A 12,340-nucleotide genomic window follows, 5' to 3' on the forward strand; every position below is an offset into this window, starting at 1 on the left:
GATGTTCTACTCCTTCCATGCGGCGGGCCAGTTCGCGGGCTGGGGCAGTTCCTCCAGGGCGGGCAGGGAGTCGACGATGTCGAGGGTCTCCATGCTCACGCGGATGACTTTCTCCACCAAGTCCACGATGTAGCGAGGGTCGTCGCTGTACTCGTTCGGGTCGTTCGTGATGCCGCTCTTCTTGTCGGTGGTGACCTTGTAGCGGTCGATGAGCCAGCCAATCGCGCTCTTGCCGTTGACCACGTACTCGTACGCACGCAAGGGTATGCCCTCGATGGTCAGGTGCTCAGCGACACTGAGCACCGTCAGGTCCGGGACCTTCTTGCCGGTCTCGGGGTCCTTGACCTTCCTCGGGTAGGTCATCTTCTCGGTACGGCCCGGGTTCGTCTTGTCGCCGACCTCCATGACCGGCCACGGGTCGATAGACTCGTAGTCCAGATGCAGGTGGGCCAGGGCGCGGCCGGCCTTCATGAACGCTGTGAAGTTCTTCGCCAACGGGATGCGCGGCAGCTCCTTCTTGAGGTTGTTCGCGAACCTCCTGCGGTATTCGGGGCTGTGGAGCACGCCGTACACGTAGTAGAAGATGTCCTCCTTGCTGATGCGCAGGGTCGGATACGCCTCGCGGAACACTTTCAGGCCCGTGTCGGTGATCGCGTCGTGACGAATATAGCCGTGCTCGTCCGCACCGGACATATCTGCTTCGGCGAACAGACCGCCGTCATTTGACGGCTCGACCTTCTCATACCAGTACAGCGGGAAACACTGTGAGGTGCTTTGCATGTGTCGATCAGGCACACATTCCGAGATAATACACGAATAGTCACGACCTGCTGCCGGTCCGACCATGCATATTTCCAGATTATTTGCTCCAGAGTATGGGAACAAACGTTTAAGTTGGGAGCTTGGACGTTCAATCAGTTGGTCGGACGCATAGAGGAACTGCTTGCAGAATGGACGGTAGACCGAGGTTCTTATGTCTTGGTCCGCAAAGGAGAAAGAGACTCCCCGAGTGTATTTGCGTTTCAGATCGTCTGTCCATTTTAGTTTTTCGGAGTTGATCATTTCGTTCCGCGACACGCTTCTGTTGAACAGATCAACGCCTTGGCCGACCAGTTCCTTTAGGGAAGTGCCGGAGTAATTCCACACCCAGGCATCTCGGTTGGTCATAACTCCAAGCGCCGTAATGTCGAATAGCCCGGAAACCGGTAGGAAACCGCCGAAGAAGTCGTCTCTCTGGTCGAGCCAATCTCCATGCCTGTCCGGCTGGAGTTCTTCCCATTCCGGGTCACTCGTCACGGCATCCTTGAGGATGTCGAGCTTCTGCTGGCGGGTGAGGTAGTCGCCGATGTCACGGTAGTGGATGGCACCATGTTCGCCGGATGCCGGGTTCTTGATGAGCATGGTGATGGCGATGGTGGCGCGCGAGCCGGAGGCGAAGATCTTGCCGCCCTCGCGTCGGGATTCCTCACCTTGGGTGCGCTGGTTGCCGCGCAGATTGTATACGTAGATGCTGTTGAATTCCTCGGCGAAGCAACGGCGCACGCCGGCGCCGGCAGCGCCGGTGAGCCATCCGCCGTTGGTGACGAAGCAGACGATGCCGGAGTCGCCGATACGATCGGAGGCCCAGCGGAACGCGCGGATGTAGTGGTCGTAGAGCGAATTGTTGAGCGTGGCGTCAGAGTTCGCCACGTAGGTTTCCTCAATCCGTTTATCGAGGGTCGGGTATTTGGTGTTCTGGTTGCCGGTGTTCTCGCTGTCGCCGGCCCTATATGGCGGGTTGCCGACAATGACCTTGATTGGCAGGCTCTTCTGCTGCTTGATGCGTTCGGTGTTCTCGGTGAACACGGTGTCGTCGAGGGTGTCTCCGTCCTCGTGCATCTGGAACGTGTCCGTCAGCAGGGCGCCGGGGAACGGGACGTAGTCGCCGCCGATGCGCTTGTGGTAGGACTGCTCAATATTGATGTCCATGATGGTCGCGGCCAGAGGCACGATCTCATTGGAGTGCAGGTCATGCGCGTACTTGTACGGCAGGTCCTCCTCGGAAATCAATGATTCGTCCTCGATGAGGCGGCAGATGTACGTGCCGGTACCGGCGAACCCGTCGAGCACATGTACGCCGCGCGAGCCGAGCGACTGGCCGAACTCGCGCTCCAACGCGCGCTGCACCATGTGCAGCTGCGCGTCCACCACTTCGACGGGCGTGTAGACGATGCCCAAGCTGTCGGCGGTGTCCTTGAACGCCTTGGTGAAGAACTCGTTGTAGATCTCCTTGATGAGGTTCTGCTTGGCGACGTCCGTCTCCAACTGGCTCGCCGACAACCGGACCGACGCATACAGGTCGCGTAGGACGGGATTGTCGCCCAACGAGGGCAGTCCGGCCTCGTACAGGACGCTCATCGTGCGGTCGAGACCGCGCACGATGGGGTTGTGCTCGACGACCTCCTTGTTGGTGAACAGAGTCTGGAAGATCGGCTTCGTCACCTCATGCTGCGCAAGCACGGCGATTGCGTCGACCTCCGAGTAGCCCGGGTTGAGGCTGTCCTTCAACCCATCCACGAACTCCAAGAACGAGTCACGCGCTGGGCCGGGCTGGTTCACGAGCTGGTAGATGGCCTCGGCGCGGCCGCGGGTGATGGCGGCGATGTCGTCGGTCCATTCGCCCCAGTAGATCTTCGTGCCGCACTTGCGCACGATCTGCGCGTTGATGGCCTTCGCCATCTCGGCCACGTTCCAGTCCAGCTCCACGTTGACGAAATTGTCCTTGGTCAAGTCGGCGGTGTCCGGGTTCCGCTGCAGATCGTCGGCTTCCTCCGACCGCCGATCGTCGCCGCCGATGGTGGCGACCTTTCGACTGGAACGCTTGGATTTGCGCAGCTTGGACTCGTCGAGCACCTCGACCTCGATGATGCGCTTCAACGAATCCTCGTCGCCAAGCGCGGCGGCGTTGATGATCGCATCCAGCCGTTCGTCATGGCTCCTCAATGCGCGCACTACCTGCCACACGGTCTCGTACGCACCGGAGGAGAGAATCGTGTCCGGATCGGAGCCCACAGGGATGACCACGGGAATGATGATGTACCCGTATTCCTTACCGGGGGCCTTGCGCATGACACGGCCGACGGACTGGATGATGTCCACGCGGCTGCGTCGCGCGTTCAGATACATGACCGCATCCAAGTCCGGCACATCGATGCCCTCCGCAAGGCAACGCGCGTTCGAAAGGATATGGCACTCGTTGTCCGCGGTCTTGGCGGCCAGCCAGTCGAGTTTGCCGCGACGGGTGGCCGCATCCATGCCGCCGTCCACGTGGTCGATCTCCACATGCACCTCATGGCTGGCGGCCTTCATGGCCTTGTTCGCGTCGGTGTCCTCAAGGTTGCGCGTATAGTCGTCGATGACCGTGCGGAACTGCGCGCTCAACGCCTTCGAATCCTTGATGCTCGCGGCGAACGCGATCGCGTGGTGCAGGACGCGTTTGGAATCGTCCGGACCGGTCTCGGCGGCATGCCTGCCGCGGTTGACGAGCTCGCTGACACTCTTGGAGTGGCGGCGGTCGAACAAGGCCTTCCAACAGCCGACGAACTTGGCCGCATCGTCCAACGGAATCTCGGAGTCCTTCGCACCGTACTGCTTCTGCATGACCGAACCCATCATGCTCTCCGCAACCTGCATGACCACGATCTTGTAGTCCGTGAGCAGGCCCAAGTCCACGGCCTTGCCGAAGCTCAACCGGTACGCGATGCGCCCATACACCTGTTCGTCGTCCATGCTGGCGATCTCGATGGCGCCTTCCTTGGCCTTGTTCTTCGCGCCCTCACCGTAGATGCGCGGCGTGGCCGTCATGTACAGGCGCTTCACGCTATGGATGAAGTCGGCGTCATGCACCTTCTGAAATGCGGCCTCCCCGTCCATCACGCCGGTGGTGCGATGCGCCTCGTCGCAGATCGTCAGGTCGAAATCCGGCAATCCAAGCTCTTGCGCATCATGGATGACCTGAATGGACTGGTAGGTGGAGAACACCACGTTCAACGCGTCCTCACGCGGCTTGAACCGCTGCGAGACCGTCACCGGGTTCGTGGTCGCCGGGAACGGGATATCCGTCAACTGGCCATACGATTCCTGATCGGATTTGCTCAGCTTGCTGGCCTTGCCATCCGAACACACCACGTACACGTTGATACGGCAACGGGTCTGGTTCACCCAATCGCGCATCGACTGCGACACCAGCGAAATCGACGGAGCGAGGAACAACACCGTGCCGCCCTCCCCCACCTGCTCCTCCACCAGACGCAGCGAGGTCAAGGTCTTGCCGGTGCCGCACGCCATCACCAGCGAACAACGGTCATGGTCCGCGAGTTCCGTCTTCACCGCGTCGATGGCCTCACGCTGGTGCGGGCGCGGATCGTACGTCACACGACCGGCGGACTCCGTACCGTCGATGAACGCACCCCAATCGAGGTTCGACTCGCGCATCGTATCCAAATCAAGTCGCACCAAATCCTTGTCCGAATGCGAAAGCATGAAGTTCTCGAGATTCGAGGAATACCCCGAAGTGGTGTCGGCGATCATGTAATGCCGGTACCGGTCGTCGGCGAGCGCGTTCATGAAGAACGAGGACACGTCATCCTGTGCGAGCTTCGGCTTCGAGTAGCATTTCGCCTGAATCGCCCAATACGATCCGTCCTCGTCCTCGGCGACCAGGTCGATGCCCGTGTCCATCTTGCCAGGGTTCGTGGGTGCATCCTCCCATAGCCACACGCGGGTGACGCGCTCCACCCACGAGGGGTCGTGTTCGAGGAAGAACTCCACCGCACGTTCGAAGCGCGTGCCCTGTTCGCGTCTGTCGACCGATTCGGCGACGATCGTTTCGAAAATCTCGTCAATGCTCATGGACACGCTCCTCGGTGAAGTCGATACGCGTCCAAGAATACCGGTCCGTCATGCCGAAAAGCGGGATTCCCTCACGAAATCCAAATCAGGACGCATCCCAGCTTCTGCGAATACAGCGCGATCCTCATCGAGCGCTCAAACAGCCGACTGTTTCGTTCTCCATCTCGGTAACAATGGCACAATGAAACTTGCGTTCTTCTCAAACATCTACAGACGAGTCAGAATATCGACGACTGTCGTCGCGGGAATTGAGGAACGTTCGAAGGCGTGTCGGTTTGAATCACGGGTGATGATCCAATCCGCATGCCAGCCCTCCGCCGCCACACGCTTGGTGGCATCCTCATAATCCGACTCGTCCGAATCAAGCGAGGCCAATACCATCCGTCGATCTTCCGGAACCACCACCGTGGCATCAAGGAACAGACGCATCCAGCCGCGTCGTTCCTTGTCGCTCATTCCACCGTCTCCCCCGATACCGGCTTTGGCACGACCGGCTATGTAATAGAAATCCTTCAAGCTGCCCGGACTGATGGCAAGCAAGGCATCATGGCCACCTGCAAGTAATGCGAGGGCGGCTTCATGACCTTCCCGCATCGCTCCAGCCGCATCCAGCAGCACGTTGGTATCGAGAAACAGCCTAAGCGTCGCGGTCCTCCAGCATCCGCCGTTCATCTTCGGCGGTAAGCGCGGCAAGACCCGCCTGCGTGTCCGTATCGGATCCGGAAAGCAGACGACGCGCTTCGACGATGAACTCCTCCGGAGTCAGTTGGCGTTCTGCCTTTCGTCTGATGGTTGGCGTGAACGGCATGCCCTGATCACGCACAAGCTGGCCAAGACTGATGTCGATGTAGGTGCTCAAACTCATGCCCAGCTCGTCAAGAATCTCCTTGGCTTCGGCCTTGGTCTGCGCATCCAGCGTAAGCGTCGTCTTCTCTTTGATCCCAGGCATGGCATCACTCCTTCCACCCACATATCATACCATATATAATACGTATGTTATACGTTTATAACACCTTTTCAGCATCTCTTCAATTCATCCGGCTCGGTTCACACTCCGACACGTACCACGGATTCCGCCGCTTAAGCGCAATGACCGATAGAGTGGGTGAATCGGTTCGTATCGCGATGAGGAGACGAGGACGTCATGGTGGACGCTGCGGTGATGATGGTGAAGACCACCATACCCACCTATATCACCGCGCAGGATGCGAATGACCAATTCGGCGATCTGCCGGAATCCGTCAGATTCCATTGCCCGTACTGCAGGCGCCCGCTCACTCCGGCGGCCATGGGACCAAAGTTCGACTTCAGACGACGCAGAGGCCCTCGCACCGGAAGCCACACGACTCCCTCGCCCCATTTCAGACACCAACGGGACGACCAGTGGGCGCAACTCTGCGAGCACTACCATTCGGGAGAGTCCATCGGGCAGGAGGACAGCACGCCATCACTGCTCATGTTCCTACGCCGAGACAAGCCCGGCAGCTGCAGACAATTCCATATCGAATTCTCCCTACGTCGGCGCGGACTGCAGCGTATGCTGCGTGACCTGACGGAAACGGACGTCGTGAAGGTCGACGGCGTCGAACACAGGATGACGGAGCTGCTCGCCAGACGGTCGAACACCATCAGACTCCCCCATCCCGAACGCGCCCCCGAGACCCGCATCGCCATACCGGAACGGTGGCGACGCAACGTAGGACGTCCGCAACCGCATGACGACGTGATGGTGTTCTCCAGCGCGTTCGGCGGCAACGGCGGACGCCGCCTGCCGGAACGTTCCGCATTGCAGACAAGCGTCGACTACTACATCGTCGGCAACGAACGACGGCTGAAGAATCTGAACAACTACTTCGATTTCGCCACCGAACAGGGACGCATCGAAGACGGACCCCTCCTCGTGTATCAGGTACGTGTCGGAGCCTCATCGGCACGACTGGAAAAAGCCACCAGATGGCTCGAGAACTTCGGCTACTGCGTTTCGGACTACGACTCCTCGGCACAGTTGATGTGGCCGCCGTCACTGCGCTCCTGGGGCGTGGACGAACCATTGTTCCGACGGTCCTCACCCGTCTATCGTTCGCCATACCAATTCGGCGGCAAACCGATACCGGACCACATCATCACCCAGCGATTCCTACCGAAGGATCCGCGGGCACGCGAGGTGGGACTGCTCGGGTTCGCCAACCCAGACATCACCAGCGAGAAGGACTCCTACTGCGTGTTCTTCAAACCCACCGAGCGTACGCCGTGGAGCACCGTGTACATCGGCCCCGACTACCCGGACGACCTGCATCCGTACGACGAGTGGGGACAAAACAAGAACGAAATCGGCATCGGAACGACACCGGACATCGCGAACGCGACAGACACGACGCCGGACGAGACGATCGCGAATGCGGAACAGCCCGCTACGACCATTGTTCCTGCCGACATCCAACCGAGGAACGGGGATGCCACCGAGACCGCCGACACCGCTCCCCTACCGTTGGGCGACGGCGCCCGAATAGCTCGCCAAAGACTCGGCATCCGGGAACCAGCCAGACAACCGCGTTCACGCAGCACCATCATCGCGCAACTCAGGGAAAGGATGTAGCAATGCCCTGGATCAACGACTCCGAATTCACCCACGCATCCGTCTGCATGGCACAACGCGACCAGCACGGATACATCGACAACCTGATACGGCTGCTTGATTATCGGCAGGATCTCAGCGGAGCCAAGTCATACGCCTGGGTATATCGTGACGACGGCCACGAGACTCGAACCAATCCGGAAGATCCAAGAACCTTATACAGGCAGGAAACGCTTGAAGCGATGCATGAGTCCGGAGAGGACTTCCTCTTCGTCAAATGGAAACCAAATACCAGCAAACCTGAACGTCCCCAACTGCGAGACCCCTATACACGCCCCTACTCCTTCGTCCCCGCCTACTACGAAGTAATCAATAGCCCCGCGAATAGCCTGCAGGAGCTCCGTGAAAACCTCCAAGACGGATGGGCCTATTCGGGAAAGCCTACACGACGTGTCCTCATCATCTATGCGGAAAAGGGTGACAAACTTGACACCGTACTGTTGAATAGGGATGATTTGTCTTTTTCCGGCAATCAAATCCGGTTGAAGCTCTCCGCCCCACTCGGTGCCACTCGATACAAGCTAAGCACTAGCGACGTCAAATACTTGCCGGAGAATCCATGGACTAACGGATATAGGCGTGCTATATACACCAGTTTCTTATTGCCCCGAGCAGGGGACAGAATGCTGATCCAGCCGCTATCGCGATACGCCTTGCGTTACATACGATGGTATGCAGATAACGTTCTTGATCTGGCCCCGCAATCCGACGGGCAACGATTGGTTGAAGTCGTCAAGCAGGCATTCCAGTCACCGGAACGACTCGACGAATTCGGCACCATGCTGTCGCCCATGGACACTCAACGATTGCGAAAGACAATCTCTCGCTTCATAGCCGATGACAATCAGATGGTCAAGCTCGTGAAGGATGTGCTCTCCAGCGACACGGCCTTCAAGCAAGCCTGCATCACCGAATGCCAGCAGGATGCATTGCAGGATCTGGACGCTGAGCGAACCAAGCAACAGGCGCAACTGTACGCGGAAATCGGCGTGCAGAAACAGGAACTCGGCAAGCTGATTCAACAACAGCGTGACGAGCTTGCTCAGCTTGAGGAACGCATACGTGAGCGCTCCGCATCGTATGAACGGCTCGGCAAACTCGTGTCACCATTGCAGGCCGAGGCCGACAAGCTGGAGAAGGAAGTGGAAACCGCGAGAGCGGCGATCACCAGCATCCACAAACAGCAGGAGGCTGAACTCGCCAAGTTCACACAGCGCAAGGAATCGGAGCTGGCCGAACTCGAGCAACGGAAGACAGCCGAACTGGCCACACTCGAACAGCAGAAGCAGGCTGTACTGGCTCGTCTGGACGAGGACGTGGCGTTGCGGCTCGGACTGAAGTCGGCCGTGGAATCGGTGGTATCGGCACAAACGGCCCACGGCACCACCAACAATGCCGAAAGCACTGAGTCAATTCCCCACCCAACGGCGATTCCATACCCGACGCTTTCCACCTCATCCCCGCAAAACGGGACAGCGTTCACTCACGTCTTGGCGGAGAATCTGCGAGCCTTCGGCATCATCCAACCGGACAAACCCAAAGCCGCTCCAAAAGAACTGGCCGGTATTTGCGCCCCAGTCCTATCGGCGACTCGATTTCTAGCCATGGACTCCACGTTCGCGGCGGACTTCGCCAATGCCCTGTCATACGCGATGCATGGCGAACCCGCGTATCATGCGACGGTTCCGGCGGATTGGCATGACGCACGAGCATTGGACCAGCTCTTGACGAAGACCAGGGACCGCATGCTTGTGTTGGACGACGTCTTCGACACGGTGAACGAGAGCCTGCTGTTCGCCCTGTCGCGGCTCCACCCCACGCCGACGATCATCCTGCCGATCGGTGCATACGGTAATCTGCGGCTGCTTGCCGCCGAAGTCTGGGATCACGTGTTCTATATGCCGACCGAGCAATACGTCAAGCTGTCTGCCATGCCGACGAGCATGCACCAATCCACGAATCCCCCTCACCATTCCGATTCCCCGGATCAGTTGATCATCGATACGGCCACGTCCATGCAGGACAACGTCTCGTTGCCGATGTCCTCATTGATGCTGCCGGCGTCCGTCTCCGCCAGATTCGCGCTCAAATCAGGCGCGCGGCGATGCGTGTCCGCACATCTCGCCCTGCAGACCTATGCCGCATTCGGCATGGAGCAGGCGCGCACGCTACGCATCGACGGGAAGGAGCCACCGTTCGTCAAGGAGCTGCTGTCACGCATCGAACGGGGTCGCCATGGCCGGTGACCTGATGCGCGCCATGGCGGGCGATCTCGGCATCCCCCGCATGCATGGCGAGGATGATACCCGGTTCGCCTGCCGCGTTTCGTATTCCGCTCTCCGGTTCTGGATCCAGGCGTTCTGCCTGGACGACGGTTTCGGCGGCTCCTACGGAATCAGCCAGTCGACCATCATCCGCAAAAGCGAGGCATGGTTGCGCAATCTGGCCGGACTGTACCCGGACGTCCTAGGCTGGTACGCACAAGACACCGGCGTGCGACGCAACCTGTCCGCAATCGTACGGATGCTGACGAACGTGCGCGACATCGTCGGAACGAACGATGGACTGTACCGGTGCACGGCACGACATGCCGTGCCGCTCGGCACGGACGCATCGCTTCTGCTGGGACTGACCGACCCGACGAACCTTCCAGACGCACTCCCCATCTCAGGCATGGCGTTCGCCGTCGGCGGCACCATGCCGACGCAATCTGCGTCGTCCATCGTCGGAGCATCGCAACAATCGCGACAGTCGAAGAAACGCGCCGTCTTCACGCCGACCACAGACCAACGCTACATCGCCATCGACCTGTCACGTTCACCGGCCGATTCCGCACAGACCTCACGGTTCAACCTGTTGACATGGCCTGTGTCCGCCGTCGACGACAAGTCGCATAGGCTCGCACGCACAGCGTACGGCCCGACGCTCGCGAAACTGCTCGAATCCGCAGGCTACGTCATCGTTTCACAGTGATGAAAGCGACTTTCGGCATCACCGACAACAGCATCACCGACAGCGCCGGCCCGCCTACGCTGTCGCGTCGTGGCCGGATTCCAACCGGACCACACCGTCGGCGACGACGAACGGGGAGCGCGCGGCCCTCGAGGCCACGCCGCTCGCGGACACCGAACAGGTGCGCGACACCTCGTCGATCATCTCCTGATACGGCACGACGCCGCCATGCTCGCGGATCAGATCCTCGATGGCCCTGCGGATGGAGACGAACTCCTTCATCCCCCAGGAACGCAGCCCCCACTGGTGGGAGTCGACGCGCATGATCGCGTCGTTCGAATACAGCATCTTCTTGAACGTGCGGACTTCCGCATCCGGTTCGACGAGCGCGATCAGCTCGTCGGTGGACATGGGCCGGCCTTCGATGTCCAGGATGGCTTCGGCGCGGCTTTTCTGCGTGCGGCCGAGGATGAGGTCGCCTTCATGGAACATGAACCCGCAGTATACGGCCCATTCGTGCATCGTCTCGGACGACCTGTCGCCGGCGTACCGGTTCGTCCACGCGGCGAATCCGGCCGCCGGCACGATGCCGCGTCCGTCGGCGATGGACGCCATCGTCTCCTGGAACGCTTTTCTGGCGGCTTCGACCGTCGGGGAGGCGATCCATCCGTCTAGGATCTCGAATCGTCGCCGGGTGAAACTGCGAATCACCCACAGGTCCGGTATCTGCACGCCCGGCAGGCTCTCCCCCAGTTCGGGCACCGCCTTGTTGGCCTGGTCGAGCCGCATGAACGGCGTTTGTTCGGTGAACAGCGCGTCAAGGCGTGCTTCGATGTCGAACTCCTTGAATACGGGTTCGATGCGTTGGCGCAGTTGTCCTTCGATCTGTCGGATGCGTTCTCGTGAGACGCCGAACCGTTCGCCCACCTGATCCATGGGTACCGGCTGTTCGCGCATGAAGCGTTGTTCGAAGATGCTGTAGTCGCGTTCGTCGAACGAGGAGATCGCGTATTCGATGGCGGTGCCGAACGAATCGTGGAACCCGCCGTCAAGTTCAGTGTTGTCAGCGATGTCCTGTTCGTCGAAGTCGATGAGCTCGTCGGGCATGAGGTCGTCCATGGTGAGTCCGTTGAGCCGGCCGATGGCCTGTCGCACGTCATCGGGTTGATCGGGGAGCTCGGGGATATGGAACGGGTTGTCTTCGGAACGTCCGTGTTCCTTGAACCAGCAGACGACGGCGTCGAGATCGGACCACAGGTCGACGTAGGGCAAGCCGTCGAGAATCTCCGATTCCGGAGACGTCTCCTGCGGTTCGTCGTTCATCGCGGCCTTGTCATCCTTTCCTGTCCGTCCACCTCGTCCACGAGCCATCATAACCGTTTCGCGGCAACTGCGGGGTGGGTATAAAAGATTGACCTCGGGAGCGTACTGCTCGACCGAGGTCAATCAATCGTGTGGATGCGGCGGCGTGCTACTCTCCCACACCCTGTCGGGTGCAGTACCATCGCCGTGCAGGGCCTTAGCTTCCGGGTTCGGAATGGGACCGGGCGTCTCACCCTGGCCATGACCGCCGCAAATCTTCAATTGTCCTTACACGGCCCGCCTCGTGGGCGGGCTGCTGGTGGTCCGGGGACCGGATGGTGGACGCGAGATGAATCCTGTTGACTGATCGTGACCGCACGATGCTCCGTGCCGTCGTCTTGATGGAAATCCCCGTAAGGGATTGATTGTCCTTTCCCCGTTAGTACCGGTCAGCTCCACCGCTCGCGCGGCTTCCACGTCCGGCCTATCGACCACGTGTTCTGCATGGGGGGTCACGGACTCCCGAGGGAGTCCCAGGAATACTCATCTTGGAGCGGGCTT

7 protein-coding genes and 2 rRNA genes are annotated in these 12,340 nt (G+C 59.8%); 3 read left to right on the forward strand and 6 right to left on the reverse strand.

The features are described 5' to 3' along the window. Positions 1–6 precede the first annotated feature (6 nt). The 3 genes from KIH78_RS01830 to KIH78_RS01840 all read right to left on the reverse strand — a co-directional run bounded on the left by KIH78_RS01830 (position 7) and on the right by KIH78_RS01840 (position 5,839). Positions 7–4,890 (reverse strand): type ISP restriction/modification enzyme, encoded by a 4,884-nt coding sequence (locus tag KIH78_RS01830; RefSeq protein ID WP_219130975.1) that lies wholly within the window; start codon positions 4,888–4,890, stop codon positions 7–9. A gap of 207 nt (positions 4,891–5,097) precedes the next feature. Continuing rightward, positions 5,098–5,562, reverse strand: a complete 465-nt coding sequence (locus KIH78_RS01835) for a PIN domain-containing protein (RefSeq protein ID WP_338024095.1) — start codon at positions 5,560–5,562, stop codon at positions 5,098–5,100. Further along, the gene (locus tag KIH78_RS01840) at positions 5,528–5,839 is read right to left on the reverse strand and encodes a type II toxin-antitoxin system RelB/DinJ family antitoxin (protein WP_219130977.1); all 312 of its coding nucleotides are present in this window, start codon (positions 5,837–5,839) and stop codon (positions 5,528–5,530) included. Before KIH78_RS01840 ends, KIH78_RS01835 begins: the two co-directional genes overlap by 35 nt. Before the next feature lie 588 nt (positions 5,840–6,427). On the opposite strand from KIH78_RS01840, the gene KIH78_RS01845 reads away from it, so the two are divergent. Genes KIH78_RS01845 through KIH78_RS01855 form a run of 3 tightly spaced genes read left to right on the forward strand, consistent with a single transcriptional unit; the run spans position 6,428 to position 10,498 of the window. Next, on the forward strand, positions 6,428–7,486 hold the full coding sequence (locus KIH78_RS01845; protein ID WP_219130978.1) for a hypothetical protein: 1,059 nt from the start codon (positions 6,428–6,430) through the stop codon (positions 7,484–7,486). A gap of 2 nt (positions 7,487–7,488) precedes the next feature. Further along, on the forward strand, positions 7,489–9,771 hold the full coding sequence (locus KIH78_RS01850) for a hypothetical protein (protein WP_219130979.1): 2,283 nt from the start codon (positions 7,489–7,491) through the stop codon (positions 9,769–9,771). After that, on the forward strand, positions 9,761–10,498 hold the full coding sequence (locus KIH78_RS01855; RefSeq protein WP_219130980.1) for a hypothetical protein: 738 nt from the start codon (positions 9,761–9,763) through the stop codon (positions 10,496–10,498). The genes KIH78_RS01850 and KIH78_RS01855 overlap by 11 nt, the downstream gene beginning before the upstream one ends. Before the next feature lie 54 nt (positions 10,499–10,552). Here KIH78_RS01855 and KIH78_RS01860 read toward each other — a convergent pair whose 3' ends face one another. The 3 genes from KIH78_RS01860 to KIH78_RS01870 all read right to left on the reverse strand — a co-directional run. Beyond that, entirely contained in the window at positions 10,553–11,800 is a 1,248-nt protein-coding gene (locus KIH78_RS01860; protein ID WP_219130981.1) for a sigma factor-like helix-turn-helix DNA-binding protein, read from the reverse strand. A gap of 135 nt (positions 11,801–11,935) precedes the next feature. Next, positions 11,936–12,052: ribosomal RNA gene (gene rrf, locus KIH78_RS01865) — 5S ribosomal RNA — on the reverse strand. A 146-nt stretch (positions 12,053–12,198) separates the two neighbouring features. Then, positions 12,199–12,340, reverse strand: a 23S ribosomal RNA gene (locus KIH78_RS01870); the annotation flags it as partial.

This window comes from Bifidobacterium saguinibicoloris (genome assembly GCF_019331725.1).
Lineage (GTDB): Bacteria > Actinomycetota > Actinomycetes > Actinomycetales > Bifidobacteriaceae > Bifidobacterium > Bifidobacterium saguinibicoloris.

Bases quoted from the DNA above. Each gene is read 5' to 3' on its own strand.
- KIH78_RS01835 (WP_338024095.1), bottom strand. From the start codon at position 5,562: ATGAACGGCGGATGCTGGAGGACCGCGACGCTTAGGCTGTTTCTCGAT.
- KIH78_RS01855 (WP_219130980.1), top strand. From the start codon at position 9,761: ATGGCCGGTGACCTGATGCGCGCCATGGCGGGCGATCTCGGCATCCCC.
- KIH78_RS01830 (WP_219130975.1), bottom strand. From the start codon at position 4,890: ATGAGCATTGACGAGATTTTCGAAACGATCGTCGCCGAATCGGTCGAC.
- KIH78_RS01860 (WP_219130981.1), bottom strand. From the start codon at position 11,800: ATGAACGACGAACCGCAGGAGACGTCTCCGGAATCGGAGATTCTCGAC.
- KIH78_RS01850 (WP_219130979.1), top strand. From the start codon at position 7,489: ATGCCCTGGATCAACGACTCCGAATTCACCCACGCATCCGTCTGCATG.
- KIH78_RS01845 (WP_219130978.1), top strand. From the start codon at position 6,428: ATGCTGCGTGACCTGACGGAAACGGACGTCGTGAAGGTCGACGGCGTC.
- KIH78_RS01840 (WP_219130977.1), bottom strand. From the start codon at position 5,839: ATGCCTGGGATCAAAGAGAAGACGACGCTTACGCTGGATGCGCAGACC.